The sequence below is a fragment of the Streptomyces sp. NPDC050625 genome (genome assembly GCF_040654755.1).
Lineage (GTDB): Bacteria > Actinomycetota > Actinomycetes > Streptomycetales > Streptomycetaceae > Streptomyces.
On sequence record NZ_JBFAIQ010000005.1, the window covers coordinates 405,755 to 426,869 of the forward strand.

The 21,115-nt window shown below is 71.2% G+C and carries 17 protein-coding genes and 1 pseudogene; 15 read left to right on the top strand and 3 right to left on the bottom strand.

Features of this window, described 5'->3' with window-relative positions; all coding sequences use genetic code 11:
• Window positions 1-17: 17 nt before the first annotated feature.
• Window positions 18-998 (bottom strand): ATP-binding protein, encoded by a 981-nt coding sequence (locus tag AB0I54_RS15040; protein ID WP_363296401.1) that lies wholly within the window; start codon window positions 996-998, stop codon window positions 18-20.
• A gap of 100 nt (window positions 999-1,098) precedes the next feature.
• On the opposite strand from AB0I54_RS15040, the gene AB0I54_RS15045 reads away from it, so the two are divergent.
• Entirely contained in the window at window positions 1,099-1,923 is an 825-nt protein-coding gene (locus AB0I54_RS15045) for an oxidoreductase (protein ID WP_363296402.1), read from the top strand.
• A gap of 371 nt (window positions 1,924-2,294) precedes the next feature.
• On the opposite strand, the gene AB0I54_RS15050 is transcribed toward AB0I54_RS15045, so the two are convergent.
• Window positions 2,295-3,128, bottom strand: coding sequence for an HAD family hydrolase (locus AB0I54_RS15050; RefSeq protein WP_363296403.1), 834 nt, complete (start codon window positions 3,126-3,128; stop codon window positions 2,295-2,297).
• Between the two features lie 585 nt (window positions 3,129-3,713).
• Here AB0I54_RS15050 and ssd point away from each other — a divergent pair.
• The 7 genes and pseudogenes from ssd to AB0I54_RS15085 form a co-directional block, all read left to right on the top strand.
• Window positions 3,714-4,820 (top strand): septum site-determining protein Ssd, encoded by a 1,107-nt coding sequence (gene ssd / locus AB0I54_RS15055; RefSeq protein ID WP_363296404.1) that lies wholly within the window; start codon window positions 3,714-3,716, stop codon window positions 4,818-4,820.
• Window positions 4,817-6,085, top strand: coding sequence for a TadA family conjugal transfer-associated ATPase (locus AB0I54_RS15060; protein ID WP_363296405.1), 1,269 nt, complete (start codon window positions 4,817-4,819; stop codon window positions 6,083-6,085). The genes ssd and AB0I54_RS15060 overlap by 4 nt, the downstream gene beginning before the upstream one ends.
• A complete protein-coding gene (locus AB0I54_RS15065; RefSeq protein ID WP_363296406.1) occupies window positions 6,078-6,947 on the top strand; it encodes a type II secretion system F family protein in 870 nt (289 codons plus the stop codon). Before AB0I54_RS15060 ends, AB0I54_RS15065 begins: the two co-directional genes overlap by 8 nt.
• Window positions 6,944-7,729 carry a type II secretion system F family protein gene (locus AB0I54_RS15070; RefSeq protein ID WP_363296407.1) on the top strand — a complete coding sequence of 262 codons (786 nt, stop codon included), beginning with the start codon at window positions 6,944-6,946 and terminating at the stop codon, window positions 7,727-7,729. Before AB0I54_RS15065 ends, AB0I54_RS15070 begins: the two co-directional genes overlap by 4 nt.
• Before the next feature lie 56 nt (window positions 7,730-7,785).
• On the top strand, window positions 7,786-7,986 hold the full coding sequence (locus tag AB0I54_RS15075; protein ID WP_363296408.1) for a DUF4244 domain-containing protein: 201 nt from the start codon (window positions 7,786-7,788) through the stop codon (window positions 7,984-7,986).
• A 28-nt stretch (window positions 7,987-8,014) separates the two neighbouring features.
• Window positions 8,015-8,374, top strand: coding sequence for a TadE family type IV pilus minor pilin (locus AB0I54_RS15080; RefSeq protein WP_363296409.1), 360 nt, complete (start codon window positions 8,015-8,017; stop codon window positions 8,372-8,374).
• A pseudogene (locus AB0I54_RS15085) lies at window positions 8,371-8,754 on the top strand (Rv3654c family TadE-like protein); the annotation flags it as partial. The gene AB0I54_RS15080 and the pseudogene AB0I54_RS15085, both read left to right, overlap by 4 nt.
• On the opposite strand, the gene AB0I54_RS15090 reads toward AB0I54_RS15085, so the two are convergent.
• Window positions 8,705-11,296, bottom strand: a complete 2,592-nt coding sequence (locus AB0I54_RS15090; RefSeq protein ID WP_363296410.1) for a DEAD/DEAH box helicase — start codon at window positions 11,294-11,296, stop codon at window positions 8,705-8,707. The pseudogene AB0I54_RS15085 and the gene AB0I54_RS15090 overlap by 50 nt on opposite strands.
• Before the next feature lie 81 nt (window positions 11,297-11,377).
• On the opposite strand from AB0I54_RS15090, the gene bldG reads away from it, so the two are divergent.
• From bldG to topA, 7 genes are all read left to right on the top strand, one after another.
• Window positions 11,378-11,719: an anti-sigma factor antagonist BldG gene (bldG, locus tag AB0I54_RS15095; RefSeq protein WP_010986038.1), complete on the top strand. Its 342-nt coding sequence runs from the start codon at window positions 11,378-11,380 to the stop codon at window positions 11,717-11,719.
• Between the two features lie 161 nt (window positions 11,720-11,880).
• Entirely contained in the window at window positions 11,881-12,318 is a 438-nt protein-coding gene (locus tag AB0I54_RS15100) for an ATP-binding protein (RefSeq protein ID WP_363296411.1), read from the top strand.
• Between the two features lie 340 nt (window positions 12,319-12,658).
• A complete protein-coding gene (locus tag AB0I54_RS15105; protein ID WP_363296412.1) occupies window positions 12,659-15,064 on the top strand; it encodes a sodium-translocating pyrophosphatase in 2,406 nt (801 codons plus the stop codon).
• Window positions 15,065-15,276: 212 nt separating this feature from the next.
• Window positions 15,277-15,858 (top strand): small secreted protein, encoded by a 582-nt coding sequence (locus AB0I54_RS15110; protein ID WP_363296413.1) that lies wholly within the window; start codon window positions 15,277-15,279, stop codon window positions 15,856-15,858.
• A 76-nt stretch (window positions 15,859-15,934) separates the two neighbouring features.
• A complete protein-coding gene (locus AB0I54_RS15115; RefSeq protein ID WP_363296414.1) occupies window positions 15,935-17,467 on the top strand; it encodes a class I SAM-dependent methyltransferase in 1,533 nt (510 codons plus the stop codon).
• A 310-nt stretch (window positions 17,468-17,777) separates the two neighbouring features.
• Window positions 17,778-17,975, top strand: coding sequence for a hypothetical protein (locus tag AB0I54_RS15120; RefSeq protein WP_363296415.1), 198 nt, complete (start codon window positions 17,778-17,780; stop codon window positions 17,973-17,975).
• Between the two features lie 245 nt (window positions 17,976-18,220).
• The gene (gene topA, locus AB0I54_RS15125) at window positions 18,221-21,073 is read left to right on the top strand and encodes a type I DNA topoisomerase (protein ID WP_363296416.1); all 2,853 of its coding nucleotides are present in this window, start codon (window positions 18,221-18,223) and stop codon (window positions 21,071-21,073) included.
• Window positions 21,074-21,115: the final 42 nt, after the last annotated feature.

A 21,115-nucleotide genomic window follows, 5' to 3' on the forward strand; every position in this document is an offset into this window, starting at 1 on the left:
CGTACGGGCGGCAGCCGTCAGGCAGGGGTGGCGACACCCTCGCTGAGCACGAACCCGGGGTCGATCTGTGCCGCCAGGTCGGCCCCGGTGCGCTCATTGCCCCACGCGTGGGCGTTCTTCAGGTGGAAGTGCACCATCTGGCGCGTGTAGCGCTCCCAGTCCCGCAGGTCGTACGTCGCGTCGGCGGCGACCCGAAGGGTGCGCAGGGCACGGCTGTTGGCGTCCTCCAGGAGCTCGAACCGCGGCGGCCGGCCCTTCTCCATGGCGCGCACCCAGTCGGAGTGCCCCACCGTCACGAGCAGGTCGTCCCCGACCTCCGCGCGCAGGAAGTCGATGTCGTCCTGCCCCTGCACCTTGTTGCCGACGACCTTCAGGACCACACCGAAGTCCTGGGCGTACTCCTTGTACTGGCGATAGACGGAGACCCCCTTCCGGGTCGGCTCGGCCACGAGGAACGTGATGTCGAAGCGGGTGAACATGCCGGAGGCGAAGGAGTCCGAGCCCGCCGTCATGTCGACCACGACGTACTCGTCGGGGCCGTCGACCAGGTGGTTCAGGAACAGCTCCACCGCTCCCGTCTTGGAGTGGTAGCAGGCGACTCCCAGGTCGGCGTCGGTGAAGGAGCCGGTGACCATCAAACGGACGGCGCCGCCGTCGAGTTCCACCGGCCGAGCGCAGGCGTCGTACACCGGATTGGGCTCCCGCACCCGGACCAGTCGCGAGCCCTCGCCGGGCGGGGTCGTCTTGATCATCGTCGCGGAGGAGGCGATGCGCGCGTTGGAACCGCGCAGGTACTCCTTGATCAGCGTCAGTCGCTGGCCCATCGCGGGCAGTGCGGCCGTCTGTGCGTCGTCGAGGCCGAGCGCGGGGCCCAGGTGCTGGTTGATGTCGGCGTCGATGGCGACGACCGGCGCGCCGGCGGCCGTCAGGTGGCGGATGAAGAGGGAGGAGAGCGTGGTCTTGCCGCTGCCGCCCTTCCCGACGAAAGCAATTTTCATGTTCACAAAGAGTAGTGGTGTGATTGCTCTGCGTGTCAGGTCGAGTGAAGAAGACCACTCCTTCGTGGGGTGGCACCGCGGGGTGCGTAATGTCGTACTCATGAGTACGACAGGCGCGACTTCCGATCCGCTCGCAGCCTTGGGCTCGCTACCCGGTGTGGCCGAGTCCGTGGAGTCCGTGCGCAAGGCCGTGGACCGGGTCTACGGGCACCGGATCATGCGACGCCGCAGCAACGAGATCACCTCCGAGGCGGCCCTGCGCGGCGCCCGGGGCTCCGCGGCGCTCTCCGGTGCCGACTGGGCGCTGGAGGAGGTGCGGCGGCGCACCGACTTCAGTGGCGACGACGAGGCACGCGTCGTGGGCGCGGCCCTGCGGCTGACCGCCGAGGCGGGCCAGCTGCTGTCCATCTGGCGGCAGTCGCCCCTGCGGGTGCTGGCCCGGCTGCACATGGTGGCAGCCGCGGGCACCGGCGACGAGGTCGGCCGACCCCGCGGGAACGGCGAGCCGGTCGACGAGCCCCTGGTCGAGCTGGCGCTGCCGGACGCTGACGAGGTGTCCGGACGGCTGGAGGGCCTGTCTCGGCTGATCATCGCGGGGAGTTCCGCGCCCGCGCTGGTGACGGCGGCCGTCGTGCACGGCGAGCTGCTCGCGCTGCGTCCCTTCGCCTCCCACAACGGCCTGGTGGCGCGCGCCGCCGAGCGGATCGTCCTGATCGGCAGCGGTCTGGACCCGAAGTCGGTCTGCCCGGCCGAGGTCGGGCACGCGGAGCTGGGCCGCGCGGCGTATCTGGCGGCGCTCGACGGCTATGTCGCCGGCACTCCGGAGGGCATGGCAGCCTGGATCGCACATTGCGGCCGGGCAGTCGAACTGGGTGCGCGCGAGTCCACGGCGGTGTGCGAGGCACTGCAGCGCGGCGCCGCCTGAGAAGGCCGGGAAAAGGGTTGCGGCGGTACGAGGTTTCGTACCGCCGCTGGCATGCCCACCGAGTTACCAAGCGTCCTCGATATGTCGCCCATCAGGTCGGGTACTTTGCCCGTCACCTGGTGTGGCTGGCCCGTAATCGACGGGTCGACGTCGCGTGGGTGCCCGGTGTTCATGCGTCGGTCCGTGGGCCAAATGCGTTTTAAAGGTGATCCTTTCGGATGTCCTTTGGTCTCGCGGGCCGTTAAATCCTTTGTACTGCAAGCCCGGAGCAAGCGGAACCCCTGGCTGCAGTTCTTTACTTTTGAGATCAAATATGCGTTAAACGGGCACCGATATGCCGAACCAATCCGGAGTGGCGGTGAAATCCGAGGTCAGGCGACCGAGCTCCGGCGTCGGCTGGCGTACCAGACGAGGCCCGCGGTGGCGGCCGCGGCACCTATGGCGGCCGCCGCGACCAGCGCCGGCCGCGGCGGTACGGAGAGCACGGGGAGCCGCTGCTTGAGCCGGACCGGGCGGTGGAAGTCCAGAATCGGCCACCCGCGCGAGAGTGCTTCACGGCGCAGGGCCCGGTCCGGGTTCACCGCATGGGGATGCCCGACCGTCCTGAGCATCGGCAGGTCGGTCGCCGAGTCGCTGTAGGCGTAACAGCGCTCCAGGTCGTACCCCTCGGACTCGGCGAGCTCCTTGACCGCCTCGGCCTTCGTCGGGCCGTACGCGTAGTACTCCACTTCTCCGGTGAAGCAGCCGTCGTCGCCCACGACCATGCGGGTGGCCACCACCCGGTCGGCGCCGAGCATCTCGCCGATCGGCTCGACCACCTCGGCTCCCGACGTGGACACGATCACGACGTCGCGGCCGGCCCGGTGGTGCTCCTCGATGAGGGAGGCGGCCTCGTCGTAGATGATCGGGTCGATCAGGTCGTGCAGGGTCTCGGCGACGATCTCCTTCACCTGCTGGACGTTCCAGCCGCGGCACATCGCGGACAGGTACTCGCGGGTGCGCTCCATCTGGTCGTGGTCCATGCCGCCGACCAGGAAGACGAACTGGGCATAGGCGGTACGCAAGGCGGCTCTGCGGTTGATCAGTCCGCCTTGGTAGAACGACTTGCTGAACGTGAGCGTGCTCGACTTCGCAATGACCGTCTTGTCCAGGTCAAAGAAGGCCGCTGTGCGGGGCAAGGAGTGGTTTTCCACGACCCAGAGCATAGGCGCCCACCATTCGGCGTAAGGTGGGGCGCGTGGGTTTGCCTGAGAGGGCTCTCGGGTACACCATGGAAGTCACGGATCGTTCGCGACCGTGCTAACCCGGCCCGACTCCTCCCCCCCCGAGTCGGCCGTGGGGACGACCCCCGCTCTCCCCCCCGGCGGGGGTCGTCGCATGTCCGGGTGGGTTTTCCGTTTCTCCAGGCGGTCGTGAGACCACGGCAGGGCGGCTTCGGCCGCCTCTCAAGCCTGTGCATGATCCGTCACCGAGTGTAGTCGTGACGCTGCTCTGCGGAAGTCGCACAGGGAACCGTGCAGGGGTCACCGGTATGGGTGACTGCGATATTCACAGCCGCTGAGTTGTCCACAGTTTTCGACCAAGATCCACACGATTTCCGGGATCGCTGCACTGTGATTCCAACGCGCAACGCTCGCGGCGAGTTCATGGCCGGTTCCGTTTGTCGGGGCGCGTCTGGCCGGTTTCGTATCGGCCGTTCATATGGAGGCCGGGGTGCCGGTTCTTCACACGTCCGGGAATCGCGTGGCCGCAGAGGGCTGCGCGGGACATGCAGCGAAGGGGGAACACACGTGGCCGGAACCGTCACCCACGATCCGCCGCCCGACACCGCAGGGCGCCCGGGACGGCCGCTGATCATCACCGAGGACGCCGGGCTTCTCGACGACCTGCTGCGCCTGTGCGCGGCGGCCGGCGCGACACCCGAGGTCCACCACGGGGTACCGGAACCCAGAGGCACCTGGGAGGCGGCACCGCTCGTCCTGGTCGGTGATGATGCGACGCGGCGCGTGCGCGGGGCCGCGCGCCGACGAGGAGTGGTCCTGGTGGGCCGCGACCAGGACGACTCGGGGGTGTGGAAACGGGCCGTCGAGATCGGCGCGGACCACGTCCTGATGCTCCCCGACGGCGAACAGTGGCTGGTCGACCGCATCGCCGACGTCGCCGAGGGCGTCGGCCGCCCGGCGCTCACCGTGGGCGTCATCGGGGGCCGCGGCGGGGCCGGCGCCTCCACGCTCGCCTGCGCGCTCGCCGTCACCTCGGCGCGCGAGGGACTGCGCACCCTGCTCGTGGACGCGGATCCGCTGGGCGGCGGACTCGATGTACTCCTCGGCGGTGAGACGGCCGAGGGCCTGCGCTGGCCCGCCTTCGCCGCCTCGCGCGGCCGGGTCGGCGGCGGCGCGCTGGAGGAGTCGCTGCCCCGGCTGCACTCCCTGAGGGTGCTCAGCTGGGACCGCGGTGACTGTGTCGCCATCCCGCCCCCGGCGGTGCGGGCGGTCCTCGCGGCCGCCCGGCGGCGTGGCGGCACGGTGGTCGTCGATCTGCCGAGGCGCCTGGACGACGGGGTCGCCGAGGCCCTCGCCCAGCTCGACCTCGCGCTGCTCGTCGTCCCCGCCGAACTGCGCGCCGTCGCGGCGGCGGGACGGGTGGCGTCCGCCGTCGGCATGGTCCTGCGCGACCTGCGGGTGGCGGTACGGGGACCGTACGCACCGGGTCTGGACGACCGCGAGGTGGCCAGACTGCTCGGGCTGCCGCTGGCCGGAGAGGTGCCCGTCGAATCGGGACTGCTGCGTCCCTACGAGACCGGGAAACCGCCCGGAGCCGCCGGCCGCGGGCCGCTGGCGCGGTTCTGCAAGGGCTTCTGGGAGCGGACGCTGGTGGAGGCGGGTGGCGTCGCATGAGGACGCTGCCCGGACCCGGCCTCGATCCGGCGGACGGCCCGGAACTGCTCGACGGCGTACGGCGGTGGCTGGCCGAGAGCGGCGCCGAACCGACACCCGCGCGCGTGGCCCAGGCGCTGCGCGAACAGGGGCGGGTGCTCGGCGACGCCGAAGTCCTCGGCGCGGCCGCCCGATTACGGTCCGAACTGGTCGGCAGCGGGCCACTGGAGCCGCTGCTCGCCGACCCGTCGGTCACCGACGTCCTGGTGTCGGCCCCGGACCGGGTGTGGGTGGACCGCGGCGGTGGCCTTGAGCTGACCCCGGTGACCTTCCCCGACGCGGCGGCGGTGCGACGCCTCGCACAGCGCCTGGCCGCGGTGGCCGGACGCCGGCTGGACGACGCGCGGCCCTGGGCGGACGCCCGGCTGCCCGACGGGACCCGGCTGCACGCGGTGCTGCCCCCGGTGGCCGTCGGCTGTACCTGTCTGTCCCTGCGGGTCGTACGGCCGCGGGCGTTCACGCTCGACGAACTGGTGACGGCGGGCACGGTACCGCCCGGCGGGGACCGCGTCCTCGGCGCGCTGCTGCGGGCGCGGCTGTCCTTCCTGATCAGCGGCGGCACCGGCAGCGGCAAGACGACCCTGCTGAGCGCGCTGCTCGGGCTGGTCGGACCGGGCGAACGCATCGTGCTCGCCGAGGACTCGGCGGAGCTGCGGCCGGATCACCCGCACGTCGTACGGCTGGAGACCAGACCCGCCAACCAGGAGGGCACGGGCCTGGTCACCCTTGAGGACCTGGTACGGCAGGCACTGCGGATGCGACCCGACCGGCTGGTCGTGGGCGAGGTGCGCGGAGCCGAGGTGGTCCACCTCCTGGCCGCGCTCAACACCGGCCACGAAGGAGGCTGCGGCACGGTCCACGCCAACGCCGCCGCGGATGTACCGGCCCGCCTGGAGGCCCTCGGCACCGCCGCCGGGCTCGACCGGGCCGCCCTGCACAGCCAGTTGGCGGCCGCGCTGTCGGTGGTGCTGCACCTCGTGCGGGACCGGACCGGCCGACGGCGGATCGCCGAGGTGCATGTGCTGGAGCGGGATCCCACGGGCCTGGTGCGGACGGTACCGGCGCTGCGCTGGGGCACGCGGGCGTTCGAGCGGGAGCGGGGCTGGGAGCGCCTGCGGGGGCTGCTGGGCGACGACGGCGGCGACCGGGCCGACGACCAGGTCGACAGCTTCGACAGATGGGGCGGCGGCGAAGGAAGCGACGGAAGTGGTGGCTGCGATGGGTGAGATGGGTGAGATGTCGATGAGTGCTGCCGTGGCGTGCGCCGGTGCGGCCGTCTGGCTGATGGGTGGACGGCACCGGGAAGCCCGGCGGGCGAGGCTGCTCCTTGCCGGTGGCGGGGCGGTGGGGACCGGACCGCCCCCGTGGGAGCAGGCCATGGGTGAACTGCGGCGGCTTCGCGGCCGGTTGCGGGGCGAGTGGTGGTCACTGGCCGCGGGACTGGTGCTGGCGCTGCTGGGCGCCTCGGTGATTCCGGTCGTCGCGGGGTCGGCCGGGGTGCCGGTGCTGCGGCGGCTGCGGCTGGCCAGGGAGGCGGGGCGGGCCCGGGAGCGGCGCGGGGACGCGGTGATCGCGCTGTGTGGCGCGCTCGCCGGGGAGGTGCGTGCCGGGCGGCAGCCGGGGGAGGCGCTGCTGCGGGCCGAGCGGGACTCCGGCGGGCTCGCGGACGCACAGGCGGCGGTACTCGCGGCGGCCCGGTTCGGCGGAGACGTACCCGGCGCCTTCGCCGCGGCGGCCCGGCAGCCGGGCGCCGAGGGGCTGTTGGGGCTCGCGGCGTGCTGGCGGGTGGCCGTGGACCAGGGCGCCGGGCTCGCGGCCGGCCTCGACCGGCTCGACGGGGCCCTGCGCGCCGAACGGGACCAGCGCGCCGACCTGCGCGCCCAGTTGGCGGGCGCCCGGGCGACGGCGGTGATGCTCGCGGCACTGCCCGCACTTGGCCTGCTCCTCGGTACGGCCATGGGCGCCGATCCGCTGCACGTGCTGCTGCACACCGGAGCCGGCCTGGGGTGTCTGGTGGTCGGCGGGGTGCTGGAGGCCGTCGGCCTGTGGTGGGCGGCGCGGATCGTGCGGGGAGCGGAGGCGGTATGAGCGCGCAGCTTGTCCACAGCCTGGGGACGGTCGTGGTCGCGGTGCTGCTCCTCGGCTGGCCGGCGCGGCGGTTCGAGGCGGCACGACGCGGACGGCGGGTGCGGCGACGGCTGGCCGGGCTGGTGGCTTCGAAGGCGCCGGTCACCGGGACGCCCATCGAGGTGTTGGGCGTCGTACGGCGGTGGCTGCCCGTGGCCGGGGTGGTGGGCGCCGGGTGGGCCCTGGTCGGCGGGCCGGCCGGGATGGCGGTGGGGCTGGGAGCCGCCGCGGGGCTGTGGCGTTGGCGCCACCGGCAGCAGGAAGCGGGCCGTGCGGAGGAGTTCGATGCCGCTCACGCCGCGCGCCAACTCCCGCTCGCCGCGGACCTTCTGGCGGCCTGCATCGCGGCCGGTGCCGGTCCGGTGATCGCCGCCCAGGCCGTCGGGGACGCCCTCGCGGGGCCCGTCGGACAAGGGCTGGCAAGGGGTGCCGCGGAGGTGCGGCTCGGCGGTGAACCGGCTGACGCCTGGCGGCGGTTGGCGTCGCTGCCCGGCGCCGCTGCCCTGGCCCGGCTCCTGGAGCGCGCCGACGAATCGGGGCTCCCGGCGGCCGGTCCCGTCGCACGGCTCGCCGCGGACGCCCGCGCGGACTGGGCACGCACCGCGACGGCACGGGCCCGCCGTGCGGCCGTCATGGTCACCGCGCCGGTCGGGCTGTGCTTCCTGCCCGCCTTCATCGCGGTCGGTGTGCTGCCCGTGGTGATCGGGCTGGCGGGCGGAGTGGTGGGAGGGGGTGGTCGATGACCGGGCCGATAGACGCATCCACATGGTCAACCGAGCTGCAGTGCAAAGGAGTTCAGATGAATGAGAAAGCCAGGAAGGTACGGGTGTGGTGGCAGGCGCGGCGGTGCCGGGACGCGGGCATGGTCACGTCCGAGTACGCGATGGGGATCGTCGCGGCGGTCGGATTCGCCCTGCTGCTCTACGAGGTCGTGACGAGCGGGCAGGTCAGGGCGGAGCTGCAGTCCATCGTGAAACGAGCCCTCAGTGCCCGGATGTGAGCGAGCAGAGCGCCGGGACGCGGGGTTCGTGACCGCGGAGGCGGCCGTGGTGCTGCCCGTGCTGGTGGCGTTCACGATGGCGCTGGTCTGCGGGCTGCTCGTGGTGGCGGCGCAGATCCAGTGCGTGGACGCGGCGCGCACGGGCGCCCGTGCGGCCGCCCGCCAGGATCCGGCCGACGCGGTCGTGGCGGTCACCCGTGAGGCGGCCCCGCACGGCGCGAAGGTCACGGTGGCCCGGGAGGGGGACCGGGTCCGGGTGACGGTGGTGGCCGATCCGCCGCTGCTGCCCGGCCTGCCCTTCGAAGTACGGGAGGAGGCCGTGGCGTCGGCGGAGGACGCGGTGACCGCGGAGCCGACGGGCGGCGGCGGGGCGGAGGCCGGGCGATGAGTCGCCGCCTGGGGAGAAGGGCCTCGTGCCGCTTCTCGGACCGAGGGTCGGCCACCGTATGGAGCATCGGTGCGATCGCCGTCCTGTGCGTCGTGTTCGGCGTGCTGCTCGCCCTGGGGCACGCCATGGTGGCACGGCACCGTGCGGCGGGCGGTGCGGATCTCGCGGCGCTCGCGGCGGCGGACCACTGGGCCGAGGGCACCGCGGCGGCCTGCGCTCGCGCCGAGGGGGTGGCGGCGGCGCAGGGCACCCGGCTGGTGCGCTGTGCCGTCGTGGGCGACACGTCCGACGTGACGGCGTCCTCCGGGCAGGGGCCGTTCACGGCGGAGGTCAGATCGCGGGCGGGACCTGCGGGACCGGCCCCTGCTCCGCCCCCTCCTCCGGCTCCTGCTCGGCCTTCTCCTCCAGCTCCTGCTCGGCCATCTCCTTCGGCTCCTGCTCAGGCCCTTCTTCCGGCTCCTTCCCGGCCTTCTCCTCCGGCGCCCCTCGCAACAGCACCGTGAGCAGCCGTACGGCCCCCCTCTTGTGCAACGGATCGTTGCCGTTGCCGCACTTGGGGGACTGGATGCAGGACGGGCAGCCGGCGTCGCACTCGCAGGAGGCGATGGCCTGGCGGGTGGCGGTGAGCCACTCGCGGGCGGTGTGGAAGGCGCGCTCCGCGAAGCCCGCACCGCCCGGGTGGCCGTCGTACACGAAGACCGTCGGGAGGAGGGTGTCGGGATGGAGCGGCACCGACACGCCGCCGATGTCCCAGCGGTCGCAGGTGGCGAAGAGGGGCAGCATGCCGATGGAGGCGTGCTCGGCGGCGTGCAGGGAGCCGCCGAGGATCTCCGGGTTGATCCGGGCCTCGTCCAGCTGGTCCTCGGTGACCGTCCACCACACAGCGCGGGTGCGAAGGGTGCGTGGCGGGAGGTCGAGCTTGGTCTCGCCCAGCACCTCGCCCGTGATGACACGCCGGCGCAGGAAGGAGACGACCTGGTTGGTGACCTCGACCGAGCCGTAGCACAGGCGTCCCGCGCCCCAGGGGACCTCGACGTCCGTCTCCAGGACGGAGATCGAGGTCGTGTCGCGGGCGACCGTCGAATACGGCGGGTCCGCCTGCTCGACCAGGGCGACCGAGTCCTCCAGGTCGAGGGAGCGCACCAGGTACGTCCGGCCCTGGTGCAGGTGCACCGCGCCCTCGTGGACCGCGGAGTGCGCGGCGCCCGCGTCCACCGTGCCGAGGAGGCGTCCTGTGCCCTCCTCGACGACCTCCACCGGCCGGCCGCCCCCGCCGCGGATGTCGGTCAGGTCGGCGGCCCGCTCCCGGCGCGTCCAGTGCCAGGCCTTCGTGCGGCGGCGCAGCAGCTTCGCGGCCTCCAGCTGCGGCAGCAGCTCCGCGCAGGCCGGGCCGAACAGCTCCAGGTCGTCCTCGGTCAGCGGAAGCTCCGCGGCGGCCGCGCACAGGTGCGGGGCCAGGACGTACGGGTTGTCGGGGTCGAGGACCGTGGATTCCACCGGTTGGTCGAACAGGGCCTCGGGATGGTGGACGAGGAAGGTGTCCAGCGGGTCGTCGCGGGCGACCAGTACCGCCAGGGCGCCCTGTCCGGAGCGGCCCGCCCGGCCCGCCTGCTGCCACAGGGACGCGCGCGTGCCGGGGTACCCGGCGATCAGCACGGCGTCGAGCCCCGAGACGTCCACGCCGAGCTCCAGGGCCGTTGTCGCGGCCAGGCCGAGGAGCTCGCCGGAGTGCAGGGCGCGTTCCAGGGCGCGGCGCTCCTCGGGGAGGTAGCCGCCGCGGTAGGCCGCGACACGCCGGGCCAGGGAGCGGTCGACCTCGGCCAGCCGTTCCTGGGCGATGACGGAGATCAGCTCGGCGCCGCGCCGGGAGCGTACGAAGGCGACCGAGCGCACGCCCTGCACGGTGAGGTCGGTCAGCAGGTCGGCCGTCTCGGCGGTGGCCGTGCGGCGGACCGGCGCGCCCTTCTCGCCGTGCAGTTCGGTGAGCGGGGGCTCCCACAGGGCGAACACCAGTTCCCCGCGTGGGGAGGCGTCGTCGGCGACCTCGGTCACCGGTAGGCCGATGAGGCGGCGGGCGGCAACGGAGGGCTCCGCGGCGGTCGCGGAGGCCAGCAGGAAGACGGGCGACGCGCCGTAGCGCTGACACAGACGGCGTAGTCGGCGCAGAACTTGTGCCACGTGCGAGCCGAAGACGCCCCGATAGGTGTGGCACTCGTCGATCACGACGTACTTGAGCGCCTTCAGGAAGGAGGACCAGCGCGGGTGCGAGGGCAATATGCCGCGGTGGAGCATGTCGGGGTTGGTGAGGACGTAGTTGGCGTACTGGCGGACCCATTCGCGTTCTTCCACCGGCGTGTCGCCGTCGTACACGGCGGCCCGGACCGCGGTGCCCAGCGGGTGTGAAAGTTCCTTCACCGAACGGCACTGGTCGGCCGCGAGGGCCTTGGTGGGAGCCAGGTACAGGGCGGTGGCGCCGCGGCCGTTCGGGGCCTTCGAGCCGTCCAGGAGCGTCGACAGGACGGGCACGAGATACGCCAGGGACTTGCCCGACGCCGTGCCCGTGGCGACCACCACCGAGTGGCCGTCCAGGGCGTGCTCGGCGGCGAGTGCCTGGTGCGCCCAGGGGTGCTCGATACCGGCCGACTGCACCGCCGCGATCACTTCCGGGCGAATCCGGTGCGGCCAGACGGCATGGCGACCCGCGCGCGGGGGCAAGTGCTCCGTATGAGTGATGCGCGAGGCCCGGCTCGGTCCGGAGGCGAGCCGGTCCAGGACCGTGCCCGGAGCGAGGCGGGTTGCGGTGTCCGTCGGGGATCGATCGGATCGGTGATTCTTGGCCATTGGCACCGAGTGTGTCACTGGCGTGACGGACAATGGGGCCAAGGCGTCGTGCACGCCTGCCGGTAAGTGATTGAATGCCATCGCGGCTGGCGTACGTCCCGGGGGCCGCAAGCCGAGGTGTCCCGAGGGGCGACCGCTCGATAGCAAGGTGCTGGAGGATCCGTGGACCTGTCCCTGTCGACCCGTACCGTCGGCGATCGTACGGTCGTCGAGGTCGGTGGCGAAATCGACGTATATACCGCGCCCAAGCTGCGCGAGCAGCTGGTCGAGCTGGTGAACGACGGGAATTTCCACCTCGTCGTCGACATGGAGGGCGTGGACTTCCTCGACTCCACCGGTCTCGGCGTGCTGGTCGGCGGGCTGAAGCGCGTGCGTGCCCATGAGGGCTCCCTGCGCCTGGTCTGCAACCAGGAGCGCATTCTCAAGATCTTCCGCATCACCGGCCTCACCAAGGTGTTCCCGATCCACACCTCGGTCGAGGAAGCGGTGGCGGCCACCGACTGACCTGGGCTGCCGCCGACCGATCCCGGGCCGCCGATCGGCCCGAATCGTCGGCGCGCCCAGTCCTGGGCCCGAGTGCCCGGGGCGGAAGAAGTCTCATCAGGGGGTCCGGGCTTTCGGCGGCCCGGCCCCCGACCGCACGCCCGAAGTTGCGAGGGGGATGGATGGCCACCGTTGAACTCCGCTTCAGCGCGCTGCCCGAGCACGTCAGGACCGCCCGACTGGTGGCGGCAGCGGTGGCGCGCAGGGCCGGAGTGGACGAGGCCGTACTGGACGAAGTGCGGCTCGCCGTCGGCGAGGCCTGCTCCCGCGCTGTCGGGCTGCACCAGAGCGCCGGTATCGCGTCGCCGGTGAAGGTGGCGCTGATCGAGGACGAGAAACAGTTCTCCATCGAGGTCGGCGACGAGGCACCGCATTCGGCCCCGGGGGACCGGGCGCCCGGCGGTGCCGCCGACGAAGGGGACGCGGAGGCCGAGGAGGACGAGATGGGCCTCGCGGTCATCAGCGGCCTCGTCGACGACGTGGAGGTCAGCGCCGGGGAGCACGGCGGGTTGATCCGTATGACCTGGCCGACCACCCCGCCGGCGGTCGCGCTCGCCTGAGCCGCTCCCGCCGCACTCGTTCGGCGCAATCCCGCTCACTCACAAGGGCCCTGCTCAGCAGGGCCCTTCGTGCTGTTTTCCTGGGGACACCTGCGGCCACCTGCGACCATCGGAATTCGTGAAGAAATTCACGATCAATCACCCGATTATTTGATCAAGCGCCAATGCGGTCGTCAATGCCTTTGGGGCGTTACCACTTTCGGGTTCTCTGGCGCGATGTCGATCATTTGCTGAAGAGCAGGTGAAGGCTAATTCCGTTTACCGCGCTCTGTTTTGATCAGGTTCCGGTACCTAGAATCCGTCCACATCTTGAGCTCAGCCCAAGCGTCAAGGAGGACGAATGGCGGGGCTTTCTACCCCTCATCAGTTGGGCCAACCCACAACCTTCGCAGCCGCAGTCCTGACCGACGACAACCGTGTCCTCGTGGCGATCATCGCGGTCGTCGCGGTCGCGGCCCTGATCGTCGCGGGAATCCTGGTGCGCCAGGTGCTCGCGGCCGGCGAGGGCACCGACAGCATGAAGGAGATCGCAGGTGCGGTCCAGGAAGGCGCCAACGCCTATCTGGCCCGGCAGCTGCGCACGCTCGGCGTATTCGCCGTCGTGGTGTTCTTCCTGCTCATGCTGCTGCCCGCGGACGACTGGAATCAGCGCGCCGGACGATCGGTGTTCTTCCTGATCGGCGCGGCGTTCTCGGCGGTCACCGGCTATATCGGCATGTGGCTCGCCGTCCGCAGCAATGTGCGTGTCGCCGCGGCGGCCCGGGAGGCCACCCCGGCGGAAGGTGAGCCGGAAAAGGATCTCACCGCCGTCTCGCACAAAGCCATGAAGATCGCTTTCCGCACGGGCGGCGTCGTCGGCATGTTCACGGTGGGGCTCGGCCTGCTGGGCGCCTCCTGCGTGGTGCTGGTGTACGCGGCCGACGCGCCGAAGGTGCTCGAAGGCTTCGGCCTCGGGGCCGCCCTGATCGCCATGTTCATGCGTGTGGGCGGCGGCATCTTCACCAAGGCCGCCGACGTCGGCGCCGACCTGGTCGGCAAGGTCGAGCAGGGCATTCCGGAGGACGACCCGCGCAATGCCGCGACCATCGCCGACAACGTGGGCGACAACGTCGGCGACTGTGCCGGTATGGCGGCGGACCTGTTCGAGTCGTACGCCGTGACCCTGGTCGCGGCGCTCATCCTCGGCAAGGTGGCCTTTGGCGACTCCGGGCTCGCCTTCCCGCTGCTGGTGCCCGCGATCGGCGTGATCACCGCGATGATCGGCATCTTCGCGGTCGCGCCGCGCCGCAGCGACCGCAGCGGCATGACCGCGATCAACCGGGGCTTCTTCATCTCCGCGGTGATCTCGCTCGTGCTCGTGGCGGTGGCGGTCTTCATCTATCTGCCCGGGAAGTACGCGGACCTCGACGGCGTCACCGACACCGCGATCAGCGGCAAGGACGGCGACCCGCGGATCCTCGCGCTGGTCGCGGTGGCCATCGGCATCCTGCTCGCCGCCGTGATCCAGCAACTGACCGGCTACTTCACCGAGACCAACCGCCGTCCGGTGATGGACATCGGCAAGACCTCGCTCACCGGCCCGGCCACCGTCGTCCTCGCCGGTATCTCGGTCGGTCTCGAATCGGCCGTCTACACCGCCCTGTTGATCGGCCTCAGCGTCTACGGGGCGTTCCTGCTCGGCGGTACGTCCATCATGCTGGCCCTGTTCGCGGTCGCGTTGGCCGGCACCGGTCTGCTCACCACGGTGGGCGTGATCGTCGCCATGGACACCTTCGGTCCGGTCTCCGACAACGCCCAGGGCATCGCCGAGATGTCCGGGGACGTCGAGGGCGCCGGCGCGCAGGTGCTCACCAACCTGGACGCGGTCGGCAACACGACCAAGGCCATCACCAAGGGCATCGCCATCGCCACCGCCGTCCTCGCGGCATCGGCGCTCTTCGGGTCGTACCGTGACGCGATCACGACCAGCGTGCAGGACGTGGGCGCGAAACTGACCGGCCCGGGCGCGCCGATGAGCCTGTCGCTGGACATCTCGCAGCCGAACAACCTGGTCGGCCTGATCGCGGGTGCGGCGGTCGTCTTCCTCTTCTCCGGACTCGCCATCAGCGCCGTGTCGCGGTCGGCGGGTTCCGTGGTGTACGAGGTGCGACGGCAGTTCCGCGAGAAGCCCGGGATCATGGACTTCACGGAGAAGCCCGAGTACGGCAAGGTCGTTGACATCTGCACCAAGGACGCCCTCCGGGAGCTGGCCACGCCGGGCCTCCTCGCGGTCATGGCACCGATCTTCATCGGGTTCACGCTCGGTGTCGGTGCCCTCGGCTCCTATCTCGCGGGCGCGATCGGCGCGGGCACGCTGATGGCGGTGTTCCTGGCCAACTCCGGTGGTGCCTGGGACAACGCCAAGAAGCTGGTCGAGGACGGCCGCCACGGCGGCAAGGGCAGCGAGGCCCATGCGGCCACGGTGATCGGTGACACGGTCGGCGACCCCTTCAAGGACACCGCCGGTCCGGCGATCAACCCGCTGCTGAAGGTGATGAACCTGGTGTCGCTGCTCATCGCGCCCGCGGTCATCAAGTTCTCGTACGGCAATGACAAGAACCTCGGCGTACGGATCGCGATCGCGGTCCTCGCGCTGGTCGTGATCGTCGGCGCCGTGTACGTCTCCAAGCGGCGCGGCATCGCCGTGGGCGACGAGGACAGTGCCGAACGGGTGAGCAAGTCGGCCGATCCCGCGGTGGTTTCGTAGGCCGTCTTACGGCGGACCGTTCAACGGACGGGCGGGTGGCGCGCATTCATGTGCCGCCCGCCCGTTCGTGTGCGCGCACGCCCTCGGGGTGAGCCTTCTCTCGCTTGGTGCAAAGAGGGGCAAAATGGTACTTATAGGCCGTTCGGTGTGCGACTGTCACCCATCCGGCGTGTAGGGTCCGGGGGCCGAGAGCCAGGGAAGGGACCGATCCGGTGAACAAGAAGCTCGCGGCCGCACTGTCCGGCGGTGCGGTACTCATGGCGGCGCTGACGGGATGCAGCAGCGGCGGCGGAAGCGACAACAGCGACAAGCTGGATGCCTGGGCCAAGCAGGTCTGCGACGCGGTCCAGCCGCAGGCCAAGAAGATCGCGGACGCCAACGCGGCGATCCAGAAGCAGACCTCGGACAACAGCGCGCCCGCGGACGTGCAGAAGACCGACGCGAAGGCCTTCCAGGACATGTCCGACGCCTACAAGGCGATCGGCGCCGCCGTGAACTCGGCCGGGGCGCCGGATGTGGACAACGGCAAGAAGAAGCAGCAGGACGCGGTCAGGGAGCTCAACCAGATCGGCGCGTCCTACGCCTCCCTGAAGAAGCAGGTCGACGAGCTCGACACCAAGGACCAGGCGAAGTTCGCCGACGGCCTCAAGGACATCGCCACCCAGCTCGACAAGCTGAGCACGACCGGGAACGACGCGCTGAAGAACCTTGAGGAGGGCGACGTCGGCAAGGCGATGGCCAAGCAGGAGAGCTGCAAGTCGGCCTCCTCCTCGGCCTCGGCGACGGCGGGCTGAGCACCGGGGGGCGGGCGGCTGACGCGGGCCGGTTCGGGTACGTGCGATGTCGGTCCGAGCGGACACAATGGGGGACGTGAGTAACGCCACCCTGTCCCCCCTGCCGTCCTCCGACCGTCCCGATGTCGCCGCCCGGCTCCGTGCCGGCCTGCTCGGCGCCGCCTTCACCGCCGACGGGCTGCTCGAACTGCTCGGCGCCCCCGCGTATGCGGCCCTGGCTCGCAGCGAGACCGTGCCCGCCCTCCGGGCCACCCGCGGGGACACGCCGCTGGAGACACTCGTACGGCTGTTCCTGCTCCAGCAGCCCGTGCCGCACGCGCGCGTGGCGGACGTGTTGCCCGTCGAGGAGTGCCTGGGCAGCCGGTGGCTGACGCGCGTCGGCGACGACGAGGTCGCCGCCACCGTGGACATCCGGCCCTACGGCGGCCCGGACGGCGAGGACTGGTTCATCGTGTCGGACCTCGGATGCGCGGTCGGCGGCGCGGGCGGCATCGGCGGCCAGAGCCGTCAGACCGACTCGGCCGTGGTCCTCGGCGTCGGCGGGGCCTCCACGACCCTGGCCGGCATCACCGTCCGCACGCCCGTCGCCGCCGCGCTCGACCTCGGCACCGGCTCCGGCATCCAGGCGCTGCACGCCGCCCAGCACGCCACACGCGTGACGGCGACCGACCTCAACCCGCGCGCGCTGCACATCACCGCCCTGACACTCGCCCTGTCCGGCGCCCCGGCGGCCGATCTGCGCGAGGGCTCGCTCTTCGAGCCGCTCAAGGACGACGAGACGTACGACCTGATCGTGTCGAACCCGCCGTTCGTGATCTCGCCCGGCGCCCGTCTGACCTATCGCGACGGCGGGATGGGCGGGGACGATCTGTGCCGCTCGCTCGTTCAGGGAGCGGGTGAGCGTCTGAACGAGGGCGGGTTCGCGCAGTTCCTCGCCAACTGGCAGCACGTGGAAGGGGAGGACTGGCAGGACAGGATCAGGTCGTGGGTGCCGCGCGGGTGCGACGCCTGGGTCGTGCAGCGCGAGGTGCAGGACGTCACGCAGTACGCCGAGTTGTGGCTGAGGGACGCCGGTGACCACCGCGGTGACCCGGCGGAGTACCAGGCGCGGTACGACGCCTGGCTCGACGAGTTCGAGGCGCGCAAGGTCAAGGCGGTCGGCTTCGGCTGGATCACGCTGCGCAGGACCTCGGCCGCCGAGCCCTCGGTCGTCGTGGAGGAATGGCCGCACCCGATCGAACAGCCGCTCGGTGAAACGGTGCGGGCGCACTTCGCCCGGCTCGACTACCTCCGTGGGCACGACGACGCCGCTCTGCTGGAGGGGCACTTCAGGCTCGTCGCCGAGGTCGTCCAGGAGCAAGTCGGGCTACCCGGCGCCGAGGACCCGGAGCATGTGGTGCTGCGCCAGCACCGCGGTATGCGCCGCGCCACCCGGGTGGACACGGTCGGGGCCGGCTTCGCGGGCGTGTGTGACGGCACGCTGAGCGCGGGCCGCATCATCGACGCCATCGCCCAGCTGATGGGCGAGGACCCGGTGGTGCTGCGCGACAGCACGCCCGCGCAGATCCGGCTGCTGGTGGAACAGGGCTTCCTCGAACCGGCCGGCTGAGTCCGCGGTCCGCGGCCGGGTGGCGCGACACGCGCACACCATCCGTGCCGTGCGGCACACCGGTCGGGTGACCGGCGTCGCACCGGTCCCGGAGGGGGCGTGGACGGAGCGCGGCGCGACCCGGGACGCGCCGACGGCAAGAAATCGGCCGGAAAAATATCTGTGACCGGTCTCGCATCGAGATCATTCGAATGTGAGTACGAAAAGCTGTCGGCCCGTCGTTCACCTCGGGTTCGCCCGCACGCCGCCCGTGCGTGCCAGTCTCCGGCCCCTGGGCACTCATGGACGACGGAAAAGGGGCAGGGGAGCCATGGAGAGCGGACCGGCGATCTTCGCGGGAGTGGTGTTCGCCCTGTTCGGAGGCGCATTGCTGGTGTGGACCGGCGCCCGGGTCCGGCACCGTGAACCGGTCGCCCATGGCGTGAATCAGGTCGCGTCGGCCACCCTCGCGGGCCTCGCCGGAGTGGTCGCCCTGGGCCTCGCCGCGTACTGCCTCACCCACCTGTGACCGCGGGTCGCGTACTGCCGTACGCGTAAGGGGAGCGTCACGCTCCGGACAGGGTCGTGACGGCGGCCTGGCACTCCGGGCGGCAGGAATGCCGGTAGTCGGGTTACCGTTCGAGTGGCCGTTGTGGGCTTTTCCCGTTTGACACGGGGGCGGGATGTACCGTCACACTCCGCAGCGTCACCACGACACGACCCCGGGACACAGGCCCGGGCAGGCCCCAGCGTCGACCGGAGAGAAGAGCGAAGTTGTCCCCGACCAGCGAGACCGCACAGGGCGGCCGCCGACTCGTCATCGTCGAGTCGCCTGCCAAGGCGAAGACGATCAAGGGCTACCTGGGCCCCGGCTACGTAGTCGAAGCGAGCGTGGGGCACATCCGCGACCTTCCCAACGGCGCCGCGGAGGTGCCGGAGAAGTACACCGGCGAGGTCCGCCGCCTCGGCGTGGACGTCGAGCACGACTTCGAGCCGATCTATGTCGTCAACGCCGACAAGAAGGCCCAGGTCAAGAAGCTCAAGGACCTGCTGAAGGACTCCGACGAGCTCTTCCTCGCCACTGATGAGGACCGCGAGGGCGAGGCCATCGCGTGGCACCTCCTGGAGGTCCTCAAGCCCAAGGTCCCGGTCAAGCGGATGGTCTTCCACGAGATCACCAAGGAGGCGATCCGCGAGGCCGTCGCCAACCCGCGCGACCTGAACCAGCGCATGGTCGACGCCCAGGAGACCCGCCGCATCCTCGACCGCCTCTACGGATACGAGGTCTCGCCGGTCCTGTGGAAGAAGGTCATGCCGCGCCTGTCGGCCGGCCGTGTCCAGTCGGTCGCGACCCGGCTCGTGGTGGAGCGGGAACGCGAGCGCATCGCCTTCCGTTCCGCCGAGTACTGGGACCTGACGGGCACCTTCGGGACCGGCCGCGCCGGCGACCCGAGCGACCCGTCGACCCTGGTCGCCCGTCTCCAGTCCGTCGACGGCAGGCGCGTCGCCCAGGGCCGTGACTTCGACTCGCTCGGGCAGCTCAAGACCGCGAACACCCTCCACCTCGACGAGGCGAACGCCCGCGCCCTCGCCGCCGCCCTGGAGAACACCCGGTTCTCCGTGCGGTCCGTCGAGTCCAAGCCGTACCGCCGCTCGCCGTACGCCCCGTTCCGTACGACGACGCTGCAACAGGAGGCCAGCCGCAAGCTCGGCTTCGGTGCGAAGGCGACCATGCAGGTCGCGCAGAAGCTGTACGAGAACGGCTACATCACGTACATGCGTACGGACTCCACGACGCTGAGCGACACCGCCGTCGCGGCCGCTCGCGCCCAGGTCACGCAGCTGTACGGCGCCGACTACCTGCCGGCGCAGCCGCGCACCTACGCCGGGAAGGTCAAGAACGCCCAGGAGGCGCACGAGGCGATCCGTCCTTCGGGTGATCGTTTCCGCACCCCCGCGGAGACCGGGCTGACCGGCGACCAGTTCAAGCTCTACGAGCTGATCTGGAAGCGGACCGTCGCCTCCCAGATGAAGGACGCGACCGGCAACAGTGTCACCGTCAAGATCGGTGGCACCGCCGCCGACGGCCGGGACGTCGAGTTCAGCGCGTCCGGCAAGACGATCACCTTCCACGGCTTCCTGAAGGCCTACGTCGAGGGCGCCGACGACCCGAACGCCGAGCTCGACGACCGCGAGCGCCGGCTGCCCCAGGTCAACGAGGGCGACGCGCTGACGGCCGAGGAGATCACGGTCGACGGGCACGCCACCAAGCCCCCGGCCCGCTACACCGAGGCCAGCCTGGTCAAGGAGCTCGAAGAGCGCGAGATCGGCCGCCCGTCGACGTACGCGTCGATCATCGGCACGATCCTCGACCGCGGCTATGTGTTCAAGAAGGGCACGGCCCTGGTGCCGTCCTTCCTGTCCTTCGCCGTGGTCAACCTGCTGGAGAAGCACTTCGGGCGGCTCGTCGACTACGACTTCACCGCCAAGATGGAGGACGACCTCGACCGCATCGCGCGCGGCGAGGCGCAGGCCGTGCCGTGGCTCAAGCGGTTCTACTTCGGCGAGGGCACGAACAACGGCAACGCGGCCGAGGCGGGCAACGGCGACGGGGACCACCTCGGCGGCCTCAAGGAACTGGTGACCGACCTGGGCGCGATCGACGCGCGCGAGGTGTCGTCGTTCCCCGTGGGCAACGACATCGTGCTGCGGGTAGGCCGCTACGGCCCCTACATCGAGCGCGGCGAGAAGGACACCGAGCAGCACCAGCGCGCGGACATCCCCGACGACCTCGCCCCGGACGAGCTGTCCGTCGAGCTCGCGGAGGAACTGCTCGCCAAGCCGAGCGGCGACTTCGAGCTGGGCACGGACCCGCAGAGCGGCCACCAGATCATCGCCAGGGACGGCCGCTACGGCCCGTACGTCACCGAGGTGCTCCCCGAGGGCACCCCGAAGACCGGCAAGAACGCCGTCAAGCCGCGTACGGCCTCGCTGTTCAAGTCGATGTCGCCGGACACGGTGACCCTGGAGGACGCCCTGCGGCTGATGTCGCTGCCGCGTTCCGTCGGCACGGACGCGGACGGCGTGGAGATCACCGCGCAGAACGGCCGCTACGGCCCGTACCTGAAGAAGGGCACGGACTCGCGGTCCCTGCAGGCCGAGGAGCAGATCTTCACGATCACGCTGGAGGAGGCCCAGGCGATCTACGCCCAGCCGAAGCAGCGTGGCCGTGCGGCCGCCAAGCCGCCGCTGAAGGAGCTGGGCGAGGACCCGGTCAGCGGAAAGCCGGTCGTCGTGAAGGACGGTCGCTTCGGGCCGTACGTCACCGACGGCGAGACCAACGCGACCCTGCGCTCGGGCGACAGCGTCGAGGAGATCACCCCGGAGCGCGGCTTCGAGCTGCTCGCCGAGAAGCGCGCCAAGGGCCCCGCCAAGAAGACGGCGAAGAAGGCGCCCGCGAAGAAGGCCACGGCCAAGAAGGCTCCGGCCAAGAAGGCGACCGCCACCAAGACGGCCGCCAAGAAGACGACCACGGCGAAGAAGACGACGACGGCCAAGAAGACCGCCGCCAAGAAGGCGACGACGGCCTCGAAGGCCGCTGCTTCCAAGGCGTCGGCGGAGGACTGAGACCGGTCGGCGGTCGACTGGGACCGCCGGTCTTCGCATCCT

What these genes read in the sequence shown, in the direction of transcription:
- AB0I54_RS15075 (WP_363296408.1), top strand. Translation starts at nt 7,786, where the DNA reads ATGAATGAGAAAGCCAGGAAGGTACGGGTGTGGTGGCAGGCGCGGCGG.
- AB0I54_RS15100 (WP_363296411.1), top strand. Translation starts at nt 11,881, where the DNA reads ATGGCCACCGTTGAACTCCGCTTCAGCGCGCTGCCCGAGCACGTCAGG.
- AB0I54_RS15060 (WP_363296405.1), top strand. Translation starts at nt 4,817, where the DNA reads ATGAGGACGCTGCCCGGACCCGGCCTCGATCCGGCGGACGGCCCGGAA.
- AB0I54_RS15070 (WP_363296407.1), top strand. Translation starts at nt 6,944, where the DNA reads ATGAGCGCGCAGCTTGTCCACAGCCTGGGGACGGTCGTGGTCGCGGTG.
- AB0I54_RS15045 (WP_363296402.1), top strand. Translation starts at nt 1,099, where the DNA reads ATGAGTACGACAGGCGCGACTTCCGATCCGCTCGCAGCCTTGGGCTCG.
- AB0I54_RS15120 (WP_363296415.1), top strand. Translation starts at nt 17,778, where the DNA reads ATGGAGAGCGGACCGGCGATCTTCGCGGGAGTGGTGTTCGCCCTGTTC.
- AB0I54_RS15050 (WP_363296403.1), bottom strand. Translation starts at nt 3,128, where the DNA reads ATGCTCTGGGTCGTGGAAAACCACTCCTTGCCCCGCACAGCGGCCTTC.
- AB0I54_RS15105 (WP_363296412.1), top strand. Translation starts at nt 12,659, where the DNA reads ATGGCGGGGCTTTCTACCCCTCATCAGTTGGGCCAACCCACAACCTTC.
- AB0I54_RS15090 (WP_363296410.1), bottom strand. Translation starts at nt 11,296, where the DNA reads ATGGCATTCAATCACTTACCGGCAGGCGTGCACGACGCCTTGGCCCCA.
- AB0I54_RS15065 (WP_363296406.1), top strand. Translation starts at nt 6,078, where the DNA reads ATGGGTGAGATGGGTGAGATGTCGATGAGTGCTGCCGTGGCGTGCGCC.
- AB0I54_RS15040 (WP_363296401.1), bottom strand. Translation starts at nt 998, where the DNA reads ATGAAAATTGCTTTCGTCGGGAAGGGCGGCAGCGGCAAGACCACGCTC.